Source organism: Neobacillus sp. SuZ13, from assembly GCF_030123365.1.
In the GTDB taxonomy this organism is placed as follows: domain Bacteria; phylum Bacillota; class Bacilli; order Bacillales; family Cytobacillaceae; genus Neobacillus.
The window spans coordinates 2335831-2358188 of the sequence record NZ_CP126107.1; the positions used below are offsets into that span (position 1 = coordinate 2335831).

The following is a 22358-nucleotide window of genomic DNA, read 5'->3' on the forward strand; positions in this document are numbered from 1 at the left end:
AATCCCTTCATTAATCCAAACGGAGTTAATGGAGGGATTTTTATTTATTTTCAATTTACTGCATTTCTTCCCAATCTGTATATTGACCTGTGCCTTGGCAGCCTGGGCATTCAAATGAGTTAAAGTAAGCAAATTCATTATATGGATATACGGTATAGCCGCGGCCGTGACAGTCAGGACATTTGCCTTGGTCTTTCATATTTGAGACATGATTTTGGTATTTAGTCTCTTTCCATTGGTTAAAAGAGTTGAGTAGTCCCATTTTATTCACCTCATCTTTTCTTCTTAGTATGGAGAAAAAATGGAATAATTATGCTTGTATTAGTTTATTGCCTATAGGGAATTCAGTGGAATAGTGTTTCCATTTATCAAACTAATTTACTTTTCTATAATAATTTTATGTGAATTCATGTAATTTAGTGCAGGATCAAAATGAAAAAAGTGGAAAGCGTAATAGCTTTCCACCTTATTTATATAATCTTATTTTCCCGTTATGTTTAATTTTTTCATCCGATACTGCAGGCTTTGTCGGCTCAATCCGAGAAGATTAGCGGTTCGGGATATATTAAAATCATTTTTAGATAATACATGATCAATATAAGATTTTTCAAATAACTCCATCTGATGTTTCAGTGGTACTGCTGTATCAGAATGTTCCTTTATAAAGGTGTCCACCGTAGAAAGGGGGATCATTCTCTCTCTCATCTGCATTTTGCTTCGATATTGGTAGGGTAAATGAGAGTAGGAAATCCATTCCTCGTCAATCATTATGTTCATCGCAGCTTCAATTATATGCTCCAGTTCACGGACATTCCCAAGCCAGTCATACTCGAAAAATGACTGCTTAACCTCCTCTGACAAACCTTTTACATTCATCTGAAACAGTTCGTTGTATTTTTGAATAAAACTCTCGACTAATAATGGAATATCCTCTTTACGATCTTTTAATGCAGGGATAAAAATGGTGACAACTCCCAGACGATAATACAAGTCTTTGCGCATTCGATTATTAGCAATCGCATCAATCGGATCTTCATTCATATTGGCAATGACCCGAACATCTACAGGAGTATCCTTCGTATCCCCAATTCGCCTAATCGTTTTTTCCTGTAAAACACGGAGTAATTTTGCCTGCAGATTGAGATTTAATGAGTTAATCTCATCGAGAAGCAGGGTTCCTCCGTTGGCTTGTTCGAATAAGCCGGGGGTATCGACTGCTCCAGTAAAGGCACCCCGCTTTGTTCCAAACAGAAGACTTTCGATTAGATTATCAGGCAGGGCAGCGCAGTTCTGTGAAATGAACGGAGCAGATAGCCGAGTACTCCCATTGTGGATACTTTGAGCAAAAAGCTCTTTCCCCGTACCAGTATCTCCAACAATTAAAACATAGGATGAGGTCCTAGTTGCCCGTTTGGCAGATTCAATAACTTCCTTAATAGCGGGACTGTTCCCAATGATTTTATCAAAAGTGTATCGAGTCTGCCCCTTATTCATATTGCCTTTAATGAGTCGTTCCAGTTTTGTTACATCCTTGGCGATCTCGACAGCACCCTGAAGTTTTTCGTTGTTAAAAATAGGAATGGTATTGTTAAGAGTTGTAATTTCGCGTCCTTTATTATTAAAATAAGTTTGTTTGACGTTACTTGTTTCTTTGCCCTCCTGGAGTGCTTTTACTAGTGTACTAGATTGGTCGTCTTTAAACATGAATACATCAAGCAGGTTTTTATCAATGACATCTTGAAGGTCCATGGACTCCATTTGCATCATTTTTTTATTATAAATAATTGTTTTCCCGGTTTCATCTACTGCATGGACACCCACATCCACCTCGTCTAAGATCTGTTTATACATCCGATTTAGGTACTGCAAATAATGGACTGTATGATTATTTTTCTCCATTTAGATTCATTCCCTTTGATTAATCCTTTATGCAACTATTTAATCAAATAAATCCTAATAATGCAAAATAGTTTTGCAGTTTTATTAGAAAAATGTTAAATTTGCAAAGAATGTTTGCGTTAGTGAGGGGATTCCTTTATTTACGACTTTTTGAAGATAAACGTTCTATCCTTTTTGTGGAAAAATTATTTTTGCAGCATAGGTGCAAAATTTTTATTGAAATGCAAAAATATTTTGCTTGTTTGTTCAAAGAATGTACACATTTTAGGTGATTTTAATTTTGGCACAAAACTTGCATTGTTCTATTATAAAAATATAGTGATAATTTAGAAATTATTGTCTGTTGTTAAAAGACTACTATTTCTCTATAATTTCTAATGGTAAAGGTTTAATCACATTGCCACTAGCAAAAAATTATCCTACTATTTTGGGTATTGAAAGCGTATTCTTTGTTTGGGGAGAAGGGGGAAATTTAATGAATTTGCAGGAAAACAGTTCAAACCATGAATTAAAACGAACGATGAAGACGAGACATTTATTTATGATTTCTTTGGGGGGAGTAATCGGTTCAGGTTTATTCTTGGGTTCAGGTTATACAATCAGTCAGGCTGGCCCAATAGGTGCCATTCTCGCCTATATTGTTGGCGGTTTTATCATGTTTTTAACCATGCTTTGTCTCGGAGAATTGTCTGTAGCCATGCCTGTTTCAGGCTCGTTCCAAACGTATACGACAAAATTTATTGGCCCAGGAACAGGATTTGCACTCGGCTGGCTATATTGGTTAGGTTGGTCCGTCACGGTTGCATTAGAGTTCCTATCTGCTGGGCAACTTATGCAAAGATGGTTTCCTGATGTACAAGTTTGGATTTGGAGTGGCATTTTTGCAGTTATTTTATTCTTACTCAATGCTCTATCTGCAAAAGCATTTGGGGAAGCAGAATTTTGGTTTTCAAGTATAAAAATTTTGGCTATTATTCTTTTTATCGCATTAGGTGGCGCTGCCATGTTTGGATTAATTGACATGAATGGCGGTCAAGCTGCACCATTTTTATCTAATTTTACAGCACATGGTCTTTTACCTAACGGATTTTCAGCATTAATTGTTACCATGATCGCGGTTAATTTTTCTTTCCAAGGAACGGAATTGATTGGAATAGCTGCAGGAGAAAGTGAAAATCCAGAAAAGACTATTCCCAAATCGATTAAACAAACTGTATGGCGTACCCTTGTTTTCTTTGTATTAGCTATATTTGTTGTTTCTAGTTTAATTCCAATGGATAAAGCAGGGGTTGTAGAAAGTCCATTTGTTGTTGTATTTGATAGTATCGGAATTCCTTACGCTGCAGATATTATGAATTTTGTTATCTTAACTGCATTGCTTTCTGTTGGAAACTCTGGCTTATATGCGGGAACTCGAATGTTGTACGCGATGTCAAAAGAAAAAATGGCTAGTCCTATTCTCACAAAAGTAAATAAACAAGGCGTACCGATTAATGCACTACTTTTCACCCTTGGTATTGCGTTATTATCACTACTTTCAGGTTTTTTTGCAGAAGAAACGGTATTTATGTGGCTTCTTTCCGTAGCTGGTTTAGGTGCACAAGTTGGCTGGATTTCCATTACTGCTTCACAAATTGCCTTCCGCAGAAGATTTATCCGTGAAGGTGGAAATGTAGCAGACCTAAAGTTCAAAACACCACTTTACCCAGTTTTACCACTTATCGGCTTACTATTAAACGTTTCCGTTCTAGTAAGTTTAGCATTTGACCCAGCACAACGCTTAGCACTTTATCTAGGGGTTCCATTTGTGGGCGCCTGTTACTTGATTTACCATTTTAGAATTAAAAAGCTTCGTGAACAGGATATGAGTGATGAACACGAAATTGAACTGAACGAAAATAAAAAAATGGTGATCTAATTACTTTGTAAAACGCTTGGAAAAAATCCAAGCGTTTTGTTTTTTTGGGATAAGATAAACCAAAACTTTAAATACTATGTGTCGAGGTGATAATAATGGGAGATTGGAATGAACAGGCGGCACCTAATAATAATTTGCCACCAAGGACCATCAAGCAAGGTGAATTAGTTGGAGAAGAAGCAAAACATGAGTTTTCAGAGGAGTTATCTGATGGCGGCGAGCGTGACCAAAACATTAAGGTACTTAGAAATAACGGTAGAGTAAAGTGAGTAAAGTGTAGTGACGATGAAAATATCGTCACTATTTTTTTAAGCTATTTACATTTAGAAAGATTCGGTATAGAATTTCTATGTACCTAAAATATCTAGGTAGGTGAGAAGATGTTTAACCGCGAATTAGTTAAGGGCAGTACTTCCTTAATCCTCCTTCAGCTATTAAACGAACGTGATATGTATGGCTATGAACTCGTGAAAGAGCTGGAACAACGAAGTGATAATGATCTGAGTGTAAAAGAGGGAACCTTATATCCTGCACTTCATAAACTTGAAAAGCAAGAGTACATTGAGTGTTATTGGCAGGAGCAGGAAAAGGGGCCAGCCCGGAAGTACTATAAGATTACAAAAGCAGGAAAAGAATTATTGGGTGAAAAAACACGTGAATGGCAGGACTTTGTTAAAGTGATGAACAAGGTGATAGGGAGACCGAAGCATGGAACGGCCGAAGAATAGGTTTCTGAATGAGTTGGCAAAGGGAATAGGAGACCATTTAGATAAAGATGAAATTCTCCGTGAATATGGGTCACATATCGATGAAATTCTGATTGAATCGGGAATTCGGGATGAGGATATAGTTTATGATTTAATTGTATCCCGCCTAGGCACGCCAAAAGAAATTATCCAAATATGGAGAGATGAGTTTTCTGTCAATCCCAGCAATATGAAGTGGCTGTTTATCCTTTTAAATGTACTTTTTTTCGGAGGTGGGAGTTTACTCACCCTGGCTCACAATGTCTATCAATGGAAATGGATAACGGCTGCTTGGAACCACCTGACAGCGATTCCCACCTTGATTGCTATTTTGTATCTGTTTTTTTGGGCCTTGTTAGGATATGAAATTGGAAAGGGATTTGGTCATAACGGGAGGGTGCTCCTTAATAAAACGTTTCTACTTTCTCTTATTCCAAATTTAATCTTAATGGTTCTTACCGTGTTTCAAATTATTCCACATTCTTGGTTTGCCCCATTGTTAACGAAAACGTTTATAATTGCTTGTATCATTTTTACCATCATCTTATATCCAATCAGCTGGATTGGCTACCGGTGGGGGAGAAAAGCTTCGGTATAAGCATTTTTTTTGAATACATACCTAGTAAAACTATATATATAGAAAATCTATACAAAAAGAGGGATGAATATGGAAACGAAAATAGAAACAAAAATTGGTAAATCTGCTTGGATCTTCTTATTATTATGTTTATTGCTTGGTATTTTAGCGGAAGAAGCTTTTTTTCGCAGTGAGATAGGGATATCCTACTTTGTGTTTGTTTCAGCATTTTATTCACTGTTTCTTTGGCGTTACCGACGCTATCAATTTTCCCATCAACGATTAGGATACTTAATTCTTTGTTGTGTTTGGTTGATGTCGGCTAACTACTTCTTAAATAATAACTTTCTCTTTTATGGCTTAAATATTTTGGTGATCCCTGGGTTGGTTATCTTTCATTTGGTGTTAATAACCACTCCGAAAAATTTTCAATGGAATAAACCTGCTTTTATTTCGTTAATATTCATACGCCTAATCCAATCAATAAAATTTAATATCGGTTTTGTGTCATTGATTGGAAAGAGCTTAAAACAAGGTGGTCATGAGGACAAATTGATCGTATGGAAAAAAATAATCCTCGGGATTGCCATCTCGCTGCCAATCCTATTTGTTGTATTGAACTTACTGATATCAGCAGATTCACAGTTCGAACAATTGATTGGAGGTATTCCCCAATGGTTTCAAGTCATCAATGGGGAACGAATCTTTAGACTTATGGTTATTTTAATTTGCACGTTTGCCTTCTTTGGTTTCATGCAGATTCTTTATACCAGACATATTAATATAATGAAACAGCCAACAAACAAAGAAGGATTTAATCTAGATGGGATTATCTCCATTACAGTTTTAGTGATTATTAATTTAGTGTATCTATTATTTACTCTCGTACAATTTCGGTATTTTTTTAGCGGGACGTTATCGGAAGACTTTACCTATGCAGAATATGCTCGAAAGGGGTTTTTTGAGCTATTGTTTGTAACACTCATCAATTTATCGATTACTGTAATCGTGTTAACGTTCGTTAAGCGCACAACAAGGTTTATGCAAAGAGCCACACAAATAATGTTAACCATCCTTGTCATCGCGAGCTCTGTTATGCTTACTTCTGCCTTCATGCGGTTAAGTATGTATGAAGATGCGTATGGATTTACGTTTACAAGAGTTCTTGTCCATTCGTTTATGATTTATCTTGTTATTATTTTTACGTATACTCTTGTGAAAATATGGGTGATGAAGTTATCATTATTTCATTTTTACTTTATTTCATCCTTAATCTATTACACAGCCATTACAGTAATTGACTTAGATAAAATTGTCGTGAATGAAAATATGAAACGTTACGAGTTGAGCGGGAAAATTGATGTTCACTACCTTAATAACCTGTCTTATACAGGGGTGTTAGGATTAATCGATCTCTTTGAAAAAGACCAGAATATACCGGATTTAAAAACAGTTCTCTTAGAGCGAAAACAGGAAGTCCTTGCTGATGATCTCCCGTGGCAATCGTATAATCTAAAACGAGAGCAGCTAGAATCTGAACTAAGGAAGTTGGATATTGAATGAATAGGAAGACGTTTCGGAGTGAGAGCCGAAGCGTCTTTTTTTATGAAAATAAATTAGGAATATTGCAAAAATAATAATTAAATGGTAAAAGGAAAGGGACTGTCATTTTTTAGCAAAAATATTTGGGTGGGATAGAATGAAACGGTTATTTCGAGGACTTATCAGACTTGTATTAATAGTAGCAGGATTTCTTTTTATTTTTAATCTTCCCTCTTTATTAGGGATTGGAAAGGATCATATAGAAATTAACTTCGAAAGGTTTTGGGTAAATCTAACATCCGATTTTCAATTTTTATTTCAATCTAATCAAGATAAATACCTAGAGATGTTAAAAAAATTACATATTGTTGAGAGCTATCAGTATACAATGACAATTCTATTAAGCAGTCTTTTATTTATCATTTTTCTAGCGATGATTACGGCTATATTGATTTTCCTCTCACCGGAAAAAGTAAAAAATAAATTGAAAAGCGGGCTTAATTTCTTCGAAGGTATTCCAGATTTGCTCATTATTTTTTTATTCCAGTTTTTTGTTATCACCCTATATAAATCAACAGGATTAAAGTTTTTACAATTGTATGGGTTATATGGTCATAAACCTTATTTTGTTCCAATTATGACCGTTTCTTTTCTACCTTTTTTCTTATTGCTACAATTCCTCATTAAGATCATTGATGAAGAACAATACCAGCAATATGTTCTCTATGCGAAAGCAAAGGGAATGGACCGTATTCGGATATTACTTGTCCATATTATGAGAAACATTTTTCCACTTTTAATCTTGCAGTTAAGAACAATCGTATGGATATTACTTTCTAATATTTATTTGGTTGAAATTTTATTTAATATAAGTGGGTTTAATCAGCAATTGTTTAAAATTATTTTTATGGATGGGGAATTTTCTGTCCTTGTTCTGTGTTTGCTAATGTTATCTTTTCCATTGGTGGTTATCGAAACTGCAGGATGGTTTATTTCTAAGTTAATCAAAGGGAAGGGGGCGGTTAGTATATGAGAAAATACAAAAAGACGATAATTGGTTCAACATTCCTGCTTCTTCTATTGATCATGAGTCTTTTATATCCTTATTATGGGCCAAAGGATTTTAATCATCAGGTGCTGGTTAAAAATGAACAGGGTGATATCTTCGGCAGGGCGCCATTTCCACCTTCTGGACAGCATTTATTAGGAACGAACCGAAATGGTGAGGACATGCACTGGCTATTACTCTATGGTGCAAAATTTACCTTGATTTCAGCCTTTGGAGTTGCTTTATTAAGAGTTTTTCTCGGGGGCATTTTTGGGATCTTTCTTTCCATGTGGGCTCCATTCTTAAAAGGTTATGTGAAAGACTTTTTTCTAACTTTTCGTTACATCCCATCGATTCTCATTGCGATCCTCTTGATGATTCCGATTGTGGGCGATTTTAATGATGTTGCAGTTTCTTCTATCGTTACCTATCAAATTATTATTCTTGTATTTATTGGATTTCCATCGGTCACTATTTTCGCCTCAGATGTAACCGATCAATTATTACAAACTTCATTTGTACAAAGCTCAAAGTTGATGGGGGCTGGTAAATTACATATTGTCAGAAAGCAGTTGATGCCGTATATCCGTTCTTATGGAATTCTATTTTCAGTCCAGCAATTTATAAGTACCCTCCACATTACAATGCAGCTCGGTCTGTTTGGAATGTTTCTTGGTGGAAGAAATAGGGCAGGTGTCATGGGGTATGAGGAACCACCTAAGCCAGCAACCATAACAAATGAATGGGCAGGTTTAATCGGCCAAAATTTTAGTGAATTTGTACGTGCGCCATGGGCCATCTTAACTCCAGTGTTCGGATTTTTTATAGTGATCGTCATCGTAAATATGATGAAGAATGAACTAGAAGGTAATTTAAATGGTGTAAAGGTGGTTAAAGAGAAAAAGAAAAAAGATCTAAGTCCAAAAGTTGCCGCTTATTCTGCTGATCAATTTGAGTTTGTTCAAAAATAGCCGATTCGTAAAAATCAAGGATCATGGGATAAGATCTGGATGTTAGTTAATAGATTTTTCGATGGAAACCGGGCGGATGCTCGGTTTTTGTAGTATAATAAGAAGTACAAGTTTTTGAACTTAGATTACTGTCTAGCTCCAGCGCCCTAGCGGCTAGTGTCCTTCGCTCTCCCCCTACGATAAGTCAACATCGAATCGCCTCCGGCTCTTCGTGTTTCCTTTATCTCAGTTGGAGCGCTCCAGGCCATACGCCGCTGACCAGGGCGCTTACGCTTTTCTTATAAAAAAAGCAGGACCTAATGATCCCGCTTTCTTAAATCAGTCACCATTAAACATATCGAAAATGCCCCGTGCAATACTGCCTTCATCTTTTGCACCGCCGCGTGAAGGGGCTGCCGCAAATACTCGGCTTGCCAAACGGCTGAATGGTAAGGATTGAATCCATACCGAACCTGGACCTCTTAGTGTAGCAAAAAACAGACCTTCACCACCAAACAACGCTGTTTTAACGCCTTTTACAAATTCAATATCATAATTAACGCTGCTGGTCATCGCCACTAAACAACCAGTATCTACTCTCAATGACTGGCCAGGCAAAAGGTCTTTTTTAATAATTGTTCCTCCCGCATGGACAAAAGCGAGCCCGTCGCCTTCTAACTTTTGCATGATAAACCCTTCACCGCCAAAGAAGCCGGCCCCGATTTTACGTTGGAACTCAATCCCAACTTGAACGCCTTTAGCTGCAGCAAGGAAGGCATCTTTTTGGCAGATAATTTTCCCGCCCAGTTGGCTTAAGTCCATTGGAATAATCTTTCCAGGGTACGGAGAGGCAAACGAAACATGCTTTTTGCCCATGCCATTATTGGTGAAGGTTGTCATAAACAAGCTTTCACCTGTAAGAACGCGTTTTCCGGCACTAAACAATTTCCCCATTAGCCCACTTCCACCGCCAGAGGCACTGCCATCACCAAAAATAGTCTCCATATGTATGTCATCATCCATCATCATAAAGCTGCCTGCTTCAGCAACAACTGTCTCTTGCGGATCCAGCTCAACCTCAACAAACTGCATATCATCACCATAGATTTTAAAATCAATTTCGTGGTTATTCATCCTTTTCCCTCCACTTTTCTTAATGGCAAATCTAATTATATTATAAGAAATTTAGGAAAAAAGTGCTAATTTTAACCAATAAAAAAGGACGCCTGTTTACACAGACGTCCTTCGCGTATTGAGGCGAAAAACCACACTCCACATAGTGCGTTCCAAAAGGAATGTTTCTCGACTTACACAACTCAGCTCATCGCTTAGCTATTGTACCATGGCAACGTCAATCAAACAAGTAGTTTCTTAAAAAATATATTTTTAAACAAAATACTTGAAATGGGAAATGAATTACAATATATTCAAATAATCAGATATACAAAAATAATAAGATAAGAAGGGTTAATATGTTAATTGATAAAAGATTCCATAATTATTCCTTAAGGAGTGTGCCAAAAGATCTCCTGTCGGGATTGATTGTCGGGGTAATCGCGATTCCATTGGGGATGGCGTTTGCTATCGCTTCAGGTGTGAAACCAGAGTATGGAATCTATACGACTATTGTTGCAGGGATTCTTATCTCCTTATGCGGCGGATCGAAATATCAAATAGGCGGCCCTACTGGAGCGTTTATTCCAATTTTATTTGGAATTGTAATGACATACGGATATGAAAACCTTCTCATCGCCGGGTTTCTTGCGGGGTTTATTCTCTTGTTAATGGGCCTTTTTAAACTTGGCTCCTTAATAAAGTATATTCCTAGACCTGTAACGATTGGATTCACCACGGGAATAGCCGTGACGATATTTACTGGTCAAGTTGCTAGTTTCCTAGGTTTGGAGGGCATAAAGAAACATGAGGAATTTATTAGAAATGTCCAAGAAATTTTTGTTCATTTAGGTACTATTAATATGTTTAGTATTTTAACGGCTGCAATTTGTTTAGGGACGGTCATCCTAACACCAAAAATAGCACCAAGAATTCCTGGTCCACTGATTGGCTTAGTAGTTTCCTCCGTCATTGCAACATTGTTCTACCCAACCCAAATTACGACGATTGGAACTGCCTATGGACAAATTCCAAGTACTTTACCTGAACTTCATATACCGAATCTGAGTATCGATATGATTGTTAAAATGCTAAAGCCAGCCTTTATTATTGCCATGATGGGTGGGATTGAATCATTGTTATCAGCTGTTGTGGCAGATGGAATGACGAATAGCAGGCACAACAGCAATAAAGAGTTAATCGGACAAGGAATTGCCAATATGATTACCCCTTTATTTGGCGGGATTCCAGCAACAGGGGCTATTGCACGAACGGCTACTAATATTAAAAATGGAGCAATTTCACCATTTTCTGGAATCATCCATGGGGTTGTTGTCTTGTTAGTCTTACTGTTTTTTGCACCGTATGCATCGTATATACCGTTAGCGAGTATGGCGCCAATCTTGATGGTCGTAGCATGGAATATGAGTGAAAGAAAAGTTTTCTCCCATATTTTTAAAACAAAATCGACGGATTCACTAGTATTAATGGTTACGTTTTTATTAACCGTTTTTGTGAATTTAACCATGGCAGTAGAGGTAGGCTTAGTTATGTCTGCCATCCTTTTTGCCAAACGAATGAGCGACGTTATGGTTACGGCGAAAGCATTGCCAAACCGAAAACATAAGCATGAAAAAGTCGAATCAGGTATTGTCTCTGATACAAATGATTGCCCGCAAATTAGTATTTTTAATGTAGAGGGGCCATTATTTTTCGGGGCAGCGGAAACTTTTGAAAAAACCATTATGAGCACCATCAATTATCGGCCCAAAATTCTATTGTTGCGCATGAGTAAGGTTCCATTAATGGATACAACAGGTGAAGCGACTTTATCCAGTATTGTTCGCCATTTTTCAAAAAGTGGTATAATCATGATATCGGGCTTAAATCCGCAGCCGGAAAGTGTTTTGAAAAAGACAGGACTCTATCAAATCATCGGCGAGGAACATTTCTTTGAACATACTGGAGAAGCCATCCAATATGCCATTGAGCATATTTACAAAAACAAATGTCTCGGCTGTAAGCATTTCGCCTTTAGGGAATGTAAAAAACTTTCAGCGACTGAGGCTATAGAGGGAAGCAGGACCAAGCTTACTGCTACTTTCTAAAATAGCATGGGAGTGGACAAATTGAATCTTGAAATGCAGCAATTTAAAGCGGAATTTTTCAAAGCGCTAGCACATCCATTGAGAATCCGCATTTTAGAGCTATTAGCCGAAGGGGATAAGAATGTCAATGAAATTCAAACCCTTGTAGGTAGTGAAGGGTCGGCTGTTTCACAGCAACTAACCATTCTAAGAGCCAAGAATATTGTCACTGGAACGAAGGAAGGCAACAAGGTCATCTACACATTAAAAGACCCAATGATCATCGAATTACTCGCCGTTGCTAGGCAAATTTTTAACAATCATCTTGTTGACACAATCACGATACTAGACAAATTTAAAGAAGATGAAGAAGAACCAGTGATGCCGAAGAACTAAATTCTTCGGTTTTTTTCTTTTTTGACAAAATTAATCGACATAAACACAAAATAACAATATAAAAAAATAGCAAACTAATCGTTCGTTTTTTCTTGAAAACACTTTCATTTCCTCAAAAATGCTGCCTGAAATCGATGTCGAATTTACTCGAATTTCATTTGAAAACAGCGGCGAAATGTAGAAATCTGTAGGTTTATATTACTTTGTCCTTTGTTGACATATAGGTTACTAGAATGCTAAAATTTAGTCAGCCGTTGCACGAGATTAGATTTATGTTACAAAGCTTGTTCAAAGTTTTAACCGATGTTTGGATGAGAAAATGAAGTAAAACTATCACGTTGTAATTTGGTGAATTTACACATGGCTTACGTGATAAGCCAATAGGAGGATTTTTTTTCATGAAAAACGGTAAAGTAAAATGGTTCAACTCAGAAAAAGGTTTTGGATTCATCGAAGCTGAAGACGGTAACGACGTATTCGTTCATTACTCTGCTATCCAAACAGAAGGTTTCAAAACTTTAGAAGAAGGTCAAGAAGTATCTTTCGAAGTTGTTGAAGGTGCTCGTGGACCACAAGCTGCTAACGTAACTAAAAAATAATTTGTTTTCTACTATAACAGCCCGGACTAAGCTCCGGGCTGTTTTTTGTATTTACTATTTTATAAATTGAGGCTAGTATAAAATACCCAATATTCCAGTAATCTGCTTGCATTTCCAACCTCATTTCCATTTGTATTTTGCTATAATAGTAGTATCGGAAAGATGCAGAATTATAAATTGGGGTGAGCAGATGAAATTTATCCATACAGCTGATTGGCATTTAGGCAAACTAGTTCATGGAGTCTATATGACAGAGAATCAGCGTGAAGTACTTGAGCAATTTGTGGCCATCGTTGCGGAAGAAAAGCCGGATGCTGTTGTTATTGCAGGAGATTTATATGATCGCTCGGTACCACCAACTGATGCCGTGGAATTACTCGATGAAATTCTTTTTAAAATTAATGTAGAATTAAAAACGCCGGTTGTGGCGATTGCTGGGAACCATGATAGTGCAGAAAGACTTTCATTCGGAAGTTCCTGGTATAAACACAGCCAATTTTATTTATCGGGAAAATTAACAAACAGCTTTACTCCTGTGCGAGTTAATGGTGTTAATTTTTATTTAGTACCTTATGCTGAGCCTGGAGTAGTCCGTCAACTACTCGAGGATGATTCTATTCATTCCCATCAAGAAGCAATGAAAGCACTGATCGGAAAAATGGAGGAAAATCTTAATCCGAATGAGCCTAATGTTTTGGTTGGACATGCCTTTGTCTTAGGAGGTCAAACGTCTGATTCTGAACGAATCTTGTCTGTAGGTGGTTCTGGATGTGTGGGAGCTGAATTGTTCGAACCCTTTTCTTATACTGCATTAGGCCACTTACACAGTCCGGATGCCATTAACCATAACAAAGTGAAATATTCGGGTTCCCTTTTAAAATATTCTTTTTCGGAAGCCAAACAGAAAAAGTCGATTTCGATTATTGAGATGGATGATAAAGGTAACTTTACACATCGTTACCGCTCGCTTTCACCAAAACATGATATGCGGGAAATAGAAGGGCATCTGGAAGAATTACTTGATCCATATTTTTATGAAAAAGAAGCGATCCATGATTATTTAAAAATCACTCTTCTTGATGAAGGTGCTTTACTTGATCCTATAAATAAATTACGTCAAGTGTACCCCAACGTCCTCCATCTTGAACGAAAATTAGATCTAACCGATTTAAAGAAAAAACAATCATTCACGTCGATTCGAAGTGATAAAAAATCCGAGATTGAGTTGTTTGAACAATTTTATACAGAAATGACAACCTCCGAATTTTCGCTTGATAAAAAAGCGGCAATGATAGAAGTCATTGAAAAAGTGCTAAAGGAGGAGGGATTGAAATGAAACCGTTAAAACTGACGATGCAAGCTTTCGGCCCTTATGCCGGATTTGAAGAAATCGACTTTACCGCACTTGGTAATCGGACAATGTTTGTTATTTCAGGAAAAACCGGCGCCGGTAAAACGACGATTTTTGATGCCATCAGTTATGCGATCTATGGAAAAGCAAGTGGGGAGGACCGCAATGGTCCAGAACTCCGCAGCCAGTTTGCCAAAGACGAGTTGTTAACCGAGGTTTCACTAGATTTTTCTCTCCGTAACAAAGCATATTCGATTACAAGGTCACCACAGCAATTGAAGAAGAAAGATAAAGGCGATGGTTATACACAAATAGGTGCCAAAGCTGAGTTATATATATGGGCAGAAAATGGCGAAAAGAAACTGCTTGCTTCTAAAATCAACGATGTTGAGGAAAAAATTAAGGAAATTATGTTGATTGATGCGAATCAGTTCCGGCAGATTTTAATGATTCCGCAGGGGGAATTCCGTAAACTTCTCACCTCAGACAGTAAGGATAAAGAAGTCATTTTACAGCGGCTGTTCCATACCCAATTATATAAAATGGTGGAAGAGAAACTGAAAGTTGAAGCAACCGAACTGAAAAAGTCGGTTGAAGACCAGGTCCTGGCAAGAAATGAGCAGATTCGGCGCATTCAAGCTGTAACCAATCAAGAACTTCGTGAATATTTGGATGCAGATAGTGTAAACGATACGATCATCATGCCGCTGTTACTAACAGAAATTGCGGGCATGGGGGAAGAGTTAGAGCAACTTAATCTCCAATTAAAAGAAAAAGGCCAGAAACAGGACAAACTGAAAGGGCAGTTGATTGAAGCAGAGGGAGTATTAAAGAAACTGCAATTGAAAGAGGAGCTAAAGGGGCAAAAAGCAAGACTTGTTTCTCAAGAAGAAGTGTATAACGGGAAAGAAAAGCAGGTCCAGCTTGCCCATAAGGCTGCCGTTTTAGCGCAGCAAGAAGAACTATGCCACCGCTTAAAACGCGAAGTGGATCAAATTGATGGAAATTTGAAATCCATTCAGATGGAAATGGAGAAATTAGAAGGACTTTTAAAACAGCATGAACAACACTTACAAAACGAACTAGAACGAGAAGGAGAGCGCCAGGCCGCCCTGGAAGAGGTAAATCGATTAGACAATATGAGGGAGGATGTCTATTCGTTTGCAACATTACTTAAAGAAACACAAAATAAGGAAGCTGAATTAAAAGCTGCGCAACAGAAGCTTAAGCATGCCGAACAAATTCTCGAACAACTAGAAGTGAAACTAGTGAATCTACAACGTCAAAAGGAAGAAATTGAAAAGGGGAAACTTATCTTTCTAGAAAATACAGGCAGAATTGATAAACTGAAGACGGAAATTGATCGTTTTGAAAAATACGAAATGCTGCTTGCGCGCCATCAAAAAGCCGAGCAAAATTTACGGTCGATCACTGCGAAATATGAAAATACTACTGCTAGATATACAGATTCAAGAGCATTGGTCGAACAACTAGAGAACAAATGGATGCACGGCCAGGCCGCGATATTAGCAGCAAAACTTCAATCAGGTGAAGCCTGTCCAGTGTGCGGCTCCGAGCACCATCCATCACCAGCGATACAAAATAGTGATAGTATTCCAACGGAAGAGGAAATGAAGGCAGCTAAGGCTCAAAGTGCCAACTGGGAAAAAGCAAAGTCAGCAGATGAGGCCGCCTTTTACCAGAGTCAGTCAGCTGAGGCAGCGCAAAGGGAAGCTTTAGAAGAAATAATGAACGATATTCGTTCATTCCGGGCAAATTTTACTGCTGACCATTTAGTGGATGCAAAAATGGAAGCATCGACGGAAAAGAACCAGCTAGTTCAGAATCAAGAAAAGCTTGCGGAAAAGATCAAGCAACTTGATCAAGTGAAGAGGGAATTAGAGACCAAAGAGGTTGAAAAAGTAGCTGTGCAAAATAAACTTCAGCAGGTTTCAGCTATAATCAATGAGTTAACCGTACAATTCACTGAAAAGAAGACGAATCTTGCTCGGATGATGAAAGTCATTCCAGAGAATTTACGCTCGGAAGTGGAATACGAAAAAGCACTTGCGGATTCTAAATACCGGCAGCAAATGTTAGTGAAACAACTAGAAGAGGCACAGCAGCGCCTGCAGCAAGTGAAAGAAAAACTTTCAAATGAAACAGCAAGATTATTAGATGCCAAGAAGCATCATGAGAGTAAAAAACAGGAGCTGGATTCCGAAAGAGGAATATTTATTAACAAACTCTCAGAACAAGGCTTTGAAAAATATGGTACTTATGCTGAAGCGAAACGGACGGAAGCAGAAATTCGCAGTCTTGAAGCTGAAATCCGCAGTTATCGAGAAGAATTACGTTCGGTTTCTGACCGTTTGAAAGAATTAACCGATGAGTTAATGAATGTAAAAACACCAGATGTCGATGGAATAAAGCAAGAGATTGAGAAAATCACAAGTGAAATCGAGGCTCTTAACCAGCAGCAAACCAATCTATTTGTTAAAAAGCGGGATAACGAAGAAATATACAACCGTGTGGGAAGTTTGAATGAACAAATGAAGGTCCTTGAAGATCGGTATAAGTTAATTGGTCATCTTTTTGAAATTGCTAAAGGCCAGAATAACTTCCGAATTACCTTTGAACGCTATGTACTAGCTGCATTTCTGGATGATATTTTACAAGAAGCCAATGGCCGATTACGAAAAATGACTTCCGGCCGTTTTCAATTGCTGAGAAAAACAGACCGTTCAAAAGGGAATGCTCAAAGTGGCCTGGAATTGCTTGTGTTTGACCAATATACGGGTCAGGAACGGCATGTTAAAACACTTTCAGGCGGGGAAAGCTTTAAAGCTTCATTATCGCTCGCACTCGGTCTGGCTGATGTTGTTCAAAATTATGCCGGAGGGGTTTCCTTAGAGACCATGTTCATCGATGAAGGCTTTGGTACGCTGGATCCTGAGTCCCTCGATCAGGCAATCGAAGCATTAATGGATATTCAAAGCAGCGGCCGTTTAGTTGGTATTATCTCGCATGTTCCGGAACTCAAAGAACGAATTGACGTCAGACTGGAAGTCCGGGCAGATCAGACGGGAAGCAGGACGGAGTTTGTGTTTACAAATTAAAATTAATCCGAACAAAAAGCAGTGGATATCATTAATCACACTGCTTTTTGTGTTTTTCTTTCATTTGAAAATCTATAATGGCTTAAAATTAGGAAACGGATGCCCAGCTTCAGCAAGCGTGGAAAGACTCGTTAATTCGGATAAGGCACCAATTTTATTCCAAACAGCCATGACTTTAGTAGATTGGTGTGCCTTTTCAATGGCCTCTGTTGATCGCCATTCTGCGATTTCAATGATCGTCCCGTCCGCTGCTTGAAGCGTCAATAATTCTCGATCAGTAATTAACTCTTCCGCGCGAAGTGTTGGGATATGTACTTTAAGGAGTTCTTTTAATTCCTCCTCTTTTCCTGGGTTCGGCCGATAGAGCGCCATGAACACTAATGAAGACATATTCTCACCTCCTTTAATAACATCAACATACTCATGATAATTCTTTAGCGATGGCGCGTCCAGCTTGTCTTCCTGTAAACAAACAGCCGCCCACAAACGTTCCTTCCAATGAGCGGTAACCATGGATGCCGCCTCCGCCAAATCCTGAAACTTCTCCAGCTGCGTATAGACCTGGCACAGGTTTTCCAGTTGCATCAAGGACTCTGCCGGATAAATCGGTCTGGAGACCGCCTAGCGTTTTTCGGCTGACAATGTTTAACCGTACTGCAATTAAGGGACCCTTTTTGGAATCAAGAATTCGATGTGGGGGTGCCACTCTTATCAGTTTGTCCCCAAGATAATTTCTTGCTCCCCGCATAGCTGTAATTTGAAGATCTTTGGAAAATTTATTTTCAATCTCCCGGTCTCTAGCAAGAATCTGTCTCTCAATCTCATCCAGAGATAACAAGTTATCACCGGAAAGTTTATTCATCCCGGCTACAAGTTCAGACAAGGTATTCGCAATCACAAAATCTTCGCCCTTATCCATGAATGCCTTAACCGGGGCAGTAGGACCGGGCAGGACTCGGGCTAACACTTTTTTGATACTTTTTCCGGTTAAATCAGGATTTTGCTCTGAACCAGATAAGGCAAACTCTTTTTCAATAATTTTCTGAGTTAAAATGAACCAGGAGTAGTCGTAGCCTGTTTTCATAATGGCTTCCAGCGTCCCCAACGTATCAAAACCAGGAAAGTTCGGAGCAGGGAAGCGCTTCCCATTAGCATCAAGCCAAAGCGAGGAGGGACCAGGCAGGATTCGGATGCCATGGTTAGGCCAGACAGGGTCCCAGTTTTTTATTCCTTCGGTATAATGCCACATTCGGTCACGATTGACGATTCGTCCGCCTGCTTTTTCTGTTATCCCTAGCATTCTTCCGTCGACATGTTCTGGGACACCAGAAATCATATTTTGAGGAGCCTTACCAAGTCGTTCCGGCCAATTTTTTCGAATGAGTTCATGGTTTCCACCAATGCCACCGCTTGTCACCGCAACAGCCGATGAATGAAACTCAAATTCCCCAATTACCTCTCGTGAACTGGCCTCCCCGCGAGCTGAATTACATGGAACTAGGATGTCTCCCCTGACACCGGTAATGACACCATTTTCTTTCAATAATTCATTCACACGATGGCGGGGGCGATAATCGACAAGTCCGTTCTTCATTGCTTGTCTGACTCGATCCTCAAATGGCTTAACGAGACCTGGGCCAGTTCCCCAGACAATGTGGAAACGTGGGACTGAATTGCCATGGCCTTCAGCTGTGTAGCCACCTCGCTCTGCCCAGCCGACAACCGGGAAAAAACGAACCCCCATTCCTGTCAGCCATTCTCTCTTTTCGCTGGCGGCAAAATCAACATATGCTTCGGCCCACTTTTTCCCCCAATAATCCTCATCCTCCTCTCTGTCAAACCCTGCTGCCCCTAACCAGTCCTGCCAAGCAAGTTCCCTGGAGTCCTTGATCCCCATTCTTCTTTGTTCGGGAGAATTAATAAGGAATAAACCTCCAAATGACCACCAAGCCTGTCCGCCGAGAGAAGCTTCTGGTTCTTGATCTAAAAGCAGTACTTTTTTTCCTGCATCCGCAAGTTCAGCCGTTGCAACCAAACCCGCTAGTCCTGCACCCACCACAATCACGTCAAATTTCAAATAAATCCCCCCGGATATTTTATAAGGTCAAGTTCATGACATGTCAAATTTTCTGAAAAGTAAATATACTCCAGTATATCATACCTAACATCGAAATTTTGATGTAATAAATAGGATTCAGAAGAGGATTATTAAAAGTTTGAAATTTAAAATTATTCTATCATTTTAATCTTTTTTTGATTGTGCAAATCGTATATCCTATAAATTGAAAGAGAATTTGTACTAGGATCATAAATTAGGAATCTCAAGAAAAGAAGGGTGGAAGAATGATGACAACAACCTTTACGCATAAGCAACAGGCGGTAAATAGTTTTAATGCAGTCTGGGATCTCCTTGATTTGAATGTGAGGACGAACGAAGAGACAGAGAAAATGATCCATTTAGCCCATACATCTTTTTATCATTGGACTCAGGTTGAGGGACATACAGCAAAGAACCTATCCATCGGTTATTGGCAGCTATCAAGAGTGTATGCGACAGCAGGGCTTGGCGAGAGGTCAATGTATTATGCGGAACGTTGTCTATCTATCAGCCTAGAAAACGAAATCGAGCCCTTTTATATTGGTTATGCCTATGAAGCATTAAGTCGAGCAAATGCTTTGTTAGGTCATAATGATAGATCAATAGAACAAGCTGAAAAAGCAATGGAATATGCAAAAGAGGTAGTTGATGAAGGTTCAAAGGAAATGCTGATTAAAGATTTGGAAGAGATTAAAAATAAAAGAAATTAAATTGACTAAAAAAGAGAAGCAGGAGTGAATATACCCAACTGACTTCTCTTCTTATTTCTACAGATTTGTATCAAATTCCTGAATCACCCTTTTTCTTTCATCGGACCTTTCACTATAACTCCCGCCTGTGAATTTTGAAATCGTATTTCTCCAAAAAGCTTGTGCAGGGTAGTTTTTTTCAATTTGTGTGATTTGCCATTTACCAGGAAAAATAGTGAATAGCTGGTTTGCTGCTATTTTTCCAAATCCTCTCCCAGCATGTTTTTGGATGATAAAGAATTCCAGTATTGAGTTTGGCTCTTCTTCAATACCATTTTCAACTAAGGCAAATCCAATCAGTTCATCATCCTGTTTAATAAAAAATGGATGATGGTTGGGACTTATCCAAAATTCAGTTAAATCATATGGCCTATATAGCCCATTATCTTCTAAAGTTATCTCAGGCAAAAACTTAGTAAATTCATAGATGTAAAATTGCATGAGATTATGTAAAATGTTCTCATCTTCCTTCAGCACTTTAACTAGGTTGATCATTGTTATCCTCCAAATTTATTAATTTCTCCTAAAGAAAGTTTGACAAAGTGCTATCATTTTCCTTTATTAAAACTATTTTTTGAAATATTTGATGTGAAAAAATTTCTATTTTTCGTAAAAGTTGGAAAGGATTAAGGTAGTAGGAATCAAGCTTAAAATAGAAGAGGAGATTGCATGGTATTTACCTTTTATTTTGTCTTAAGTTGGATGATGATGGGATTACTTATCTTTAATCGTCAGGAGAACCGAGGGACGAGAAAGGAGATTTTATTTCTTGTCCTGCTAACCTGTATCATTAACACTCACACCTATTTAGGTTTATTTGAAACATTTAAATGGATGAAAACCACAACCACTCCGAAATTATATTTGGCATTTCTTCTATTTCGAAGTGTCTTCAGCCCATTATTTGTTTCCTATCTCATAATGTACATAAATAATAGTACTTTAAGAAAACAGTTTTTACTCCTTTCACTGTACTGTCTAATAATCCTCGGGATTGATAAAGTAAATTTAAGCAGTGAGTTATATACCTTTAAGAAGTGGAATCATTTTTTTACCGTTATTTATTATCTGCTTTATTTGTTTTTTGCCATGTATGCATTTAATTGGTTTAAAGGACTGCAAGAGCAGGAGGTGAAATGCGAGGATGATGTTGGTAGAACATAAATTTGGTCAGAATGATTATTTTGTTATTTTTGCGGTTTTAGTATCCTGGGGAATTTTTTTCTTTTTGCCAAAAGTGTTTTCAAAGCAATTAACCATTCTTATCTTCCTTTATAGCCTAACAGCTGCAGGTCTTTTCGATAATTCGATTGGAGCTGAACCGCTTGACTTTTATGATATTATGGATGGTCCTGCATACACGGTTATGGATATAGTCGTTTACTTCCTCTATCCGCCATATTCTTATCTCTTTCTATACCTTTATAAAAAATATCAAATAAAGGATCGATACTTAGTGTTTTTTATTTTAAGTTTTACGGCGGCCGCTATTGGGGTAGAGTGGATTTACCATAGCATGGGTGTTTTTCATTATAAAAACGGAAACAGTATCATATACTCTGTTTGTACTTATCTATTCATTCAATCTTTATTAATCCTGTTTTACCGATTCTTGCGGACAAATCAAGCAGAGACTTAACAAAAACCAGATGAATTCTGGTTTTTGTTAGTTTAGAGGATTTTTCTCAAGAAAACTCTTAAGTTCCTTCAAATTTTTTGATTGATGAATCACTCCATTATTATCAAATAGAATATAGGCAGATTTATGTTCTATTGGCAACTTCGGATAAATCTTCTCAACCATTTCAAGTGTTGGTAAGCCTAAAATATTGGTGGCGGCTTTACGTACCTTTTGATCATCTTCAATAGGTGTTTGTCCTTCCTGCCCCCCGATGACTAGCAGCGAATAGGACTGGTCAGTTTCAGCTAATAAATTTGGATAGGGGAAAGTGCCGTCTTTTTTCATCTCAACGGTTTGCTGCGGCCGTTCACTAGTAGACTTAACTTCACTTGCCTTATTTGGTTCACTGCTCTGACATGCAGATAATAGAAGGATTCCTGCGATAATTGGACAAATCATTTTTATCATTAGCTTTCTTCCTTTGGTGTGTTTATGTTCTCCTTAACAACATAGCATACGGATGAAACCTATGGACGAGATGAATG

At 38.1% G+C, this 22358-nt stretch carries 22 protein-coding genes; 15 read left to right on the plus strand and 7 right to left on the minus strand.

Going from position 1 to position 22358, the window contains the following annotated elements:
• Window positions 1–55: 55 nt before the first annotated feature.
• Together QNH17_RS11140 and QNH17_RS11145 are read right to left on the minus strand one after the other, a co-directional pair.
• Window positions 56–262, minus strand: coding sequence for a DnaJ-like cysteine-rich domain-containing protein (locus QNH17_RS11140; protein ID WP_026566888.1), 207 nt, complete (start codon window positions 260–262; stop codon window positions 56–58).
• Between the two features lie 218 nt (window positions 263–480).
• Window positions 481–1899 carry a sigma-54 interaction domain-containing protein gene (locus QNH17_RS11145; protein ID WP_283878738.1) on the minus strand — a complete coding sequence of 473 codons (1419 nt, stop codon included), beginning with the start codon at window positions 1897–1899 and terminating at the stop codon, window positions 481–483.
• 475 nt (window positions 1900–2374) lie between these two features.
• On the opposite strand from QNH17_RS11145, the gene QNH17_RS11150 reads away from it, so the two are divergent.
• From QNH17_RS11150 to QNH17_RS11180, 7 genes are all read left to right on the plus strand, one after another.
• Window positions 2375–3817, plus strand: a complete 1443-nt coding sequence (locus QNH17_RS11150) for an amino acid permease (protein ID WP_283878739.1) — start codon at window positions 2375–2377, stop codon at window positions 3815–3817.
• 95 nt (window positions 3818–3912) lie between these two features.
• Window positions 3913–4086, plus strand: a complete 174-nt coding sequence (locus QNH17_RS11155) for a hypothetical protein (RefSeq protein ID WP_283878740.1) — start codon at window positions 3913–3915, stop codon at window positions 4084–4086.
• Window positions 4087–4197: 111 nt separating this feature from the next.
• Complete coding sequence (locus QNH17_RS11160; RefSeq protein ID WP_283878741.1) at window positions 4198–4545, plus strand: PadR family transcriptional regulator; 348 nt, start codon at window positions 4198–4200, stop codon at window positions 4543–4545.
• Window positions 4526–5161: an HAAS signaling domain-containing protein gene (locus tag QNH17_RS11165; protein WP_283878742.1), complete on the plus strand. Its 636-nt coding sequence runs from the start codon at window positions 4526–4528 to the stop codon at window positions 5159–5161. Before QNH17_RS11160 ends, QNH17_RS11165 begins: the two co-directional genes overlap by 20 nt.
• Before the next feature lie 69 nt (window positions 5162–5230).
• Window positions 5231–6703 carry a DUF4153 domain-containing protein gene (locus QNH17_RS11170; RefSeq protein WP_283878743.1) on the plus strand — a complete coding sequence of 491 codons (1473 nt, stop codon included), beginning with the start codon at window positions 5231–5233 and terminating at the stop codon, window positions 6701–6703.
• 136 nt (window positions 6704–6839) lie between these two features.
• Window positions 6840–7715 (plus strand): ABC transporter permease subunit, encoded by an 876-nt coding sequence (locus QNH17_RS11175; protein WP_283878744.1) that lies wholly within the window; start codon window positions 6840–6842, stop codon window positions 7713–7715.
• Complete coding sequence (locus QNH17_RS11180) at window positions 7712–8701, plus strand: ABC transporter permease subunit (protein ID WP_283878745.1); 990 nt, start codon at window positions 7712–7714, stop codon at window positions 8699–8701. Before QNH17_RS11175 ends, QNH17_RS11180 begins: the two co-directional genes overlap by 4 nt.
• Window positions 8702–9019: 318 nt before the next feature.
• Here the strand turns inward: QNH17_RS11180 and QNH17_RS11185 are convergent, their stop codons facing one another.
• A complete protein-coding gene (locus tag QNH17_RS11185; RefSeq protein ID WP_283878746.1) occupies window positions 9020–9814 on the minus strand; it encodes a TIGR00266 family protein in 795 nt (264 codons plus the stop codon).
• A 338-nt stretch (window positions 9815–10152) separates the two neighbouring features.
• On the opposite strand from QNH17_RS11185, the gene QNH17_RS11190 reads away from it, so the two are divergent.
• The 5 genes from QNH17_RS11190 (at window position 10153) to QNH17_RS11210 (ending at window position 17345) form a co-directional block, all read left to right on the plus strand.
• Window positions 10153–11901 carry a SulP family inorganic anion transporter gene (locus QNH17_RS11190; protein WP_283878747.1) on the plus strand — a complete coding sequence of 583 codons (1749 nt, stop codon included), beginning with the start codon at window positions 10153–10155 and terminating at the stop codon, window positions 11899–11901.
• Between the two features lie 21 nt (window positions 11902–11922).
• On the plus strand, window positions 11923–12276 hold the full coding sequence (locus QNH17_RS11195) for an ArsR/SmtB family transcription factor (RefSeq protein ID WP_283878748.1): 354 nt from the start codon (window positions 11923–11925) through the stop codon (window positions 12274–12276).
• A gap of 398 nt (window positions 12277–12674) precedes the next feature.
• Window positions 12675–12875 (plus strand): cold-shock protein, encoded by a 201-nt coding sequence (locus tag QNH17_RS11200; protein WP_007083969.1) that lies wholly within the window; start codon window positions 12675–12677, stop codon window positions 12873–12875.
• Between the two features lie 190 nt (window positions 12876–13065).
• Entirely contained in the window at window positions 13066–14211 is a 1146-nt protein-coding gene (locus tag QNH17_RS11205; RefSeq protein ID WP_283878749.1) for an exonuclease SbcCD subunit D, read from the plus strand.
• Window positions 14208–17345: an AAA family ATPase gene (locus QNH17_RS11210; RefSeq protein WP_283878750.1), complete on the plus strand. Its 3138-nt coding sequence runs from the start codon at window positions 14208–14210 to the stop codon at window positions 17343–17345. Before QNH17_RS11205 ends, QNH17_RS11210 begins: the two co-directional genes overlap by 4 nt.
• Window positions 17346–17417: 72 nt before the next feature.
• Here the strand turns inward: QNH17_RS11210 and QNH17_RS11215 are convergent, their stop codons facing one another.
• Together QNH17_RS11215 and QNH17_RS11220 are read right to left on the minus strand one after the other, a co-directional pair.
• Window positions 17418–17735 carry an antibiotic biosynthesis monooxygenase gene (locus QNH17_RS11215; RefSeq protein ID WP_283878751.1) on the minus strand — a complete coding sequence of 106 codons (318 nt, stop codon included), beginning with the start codon at window positions 17733–17735 and terminating at the stop codon, window positions 17418–17420.
• Window positions 17736–17766: 31 nt separating this feature from the next.
• Window positions 17767–19422 (minus strand): FAD-binding dehydrogenase, encoded by a 1656-nt coding sequence (locus QNH17_RS11220; protein ID WP_283878752.1) that lies wholly within the window; start codon window positions 19420–19422, stop codon window positions 17767–17769.
• 266 nt (window positions 19423–19688) lie between these two features.
• Between QNH17_RS11220 and QNH17_RS11225 the strand changes: the two genes are divergently transcribed.
• Window positions 19689–20153, plus strand: coding sequence for a hypothetical protein (locus QNH17_RS11225; protein ID WP_283878753.1), 465 nt, complete (start codon window positions 19689–19691; stop codon window positions 20151–20153).
• A gap of 57 nt (window positions 20154–20210) precedes the next feature.
• On the opposite strand, the gene QNH17_RS11230 is transcribed toward QNH17_RS11225, so the two are convergent.
• Window positions 20211–20687: a GNAT family N-acetyltransferase gene (locus QNH17_RS11230; RefSeq protein WP_283878754.1), complete on the minus strand. Its 477-nt coding sequence runs from the start codon at window positions 20685–20687 to the stop codon at window positions 20211–20213.
• Between the two features lie 174 nt (window positions 20688–20861).
• Here QNH17_RS11230 and QNH17_RS11235 point away from each other — a divergent pair, with 174 nt between their 5' ends.
• The gene (locus tag QNH17_RS11235) at window positions 20862–21356 is read left to right on the plus strand and encodes a hypothetical protein (RefSeq protein ID WP_283878755.1); all 495 of its coding nucleotides are present in this window, start codon (window positions 20862–20864) and stop codon (window positions 21354–21356) included.
• Entirely contained in the window at window positions 21337–21831 is a 495-nt protein-coding gene (locus tag QNH17_RS11240; RefSeq protein WP_283878756.1) for a hypothetical protein, read from the plus strand. The genes QNH17_RS11235 and QNH17_RS11240 overlap by 20 nt, the downstream gene beginning before the upstream one ends.
• 27 nt (window positions 21832–21858) lie before the next feature.
• Here QNH17_RS11240 and QNH17_RS11245 read toward each other — a convergent pair whose 3' ends face one another.
• Window positions 21859–22281, minus strand: coding sequence for a hypothetical protein (locus QNH17_RS11245; protein WP_283878757.1), 423 nt, complete (start codon window positions 22279–22281; stop codon window positions 21859–21861).
• Window positions 22282–22358 lie beyond the last annotated feature (77 nt).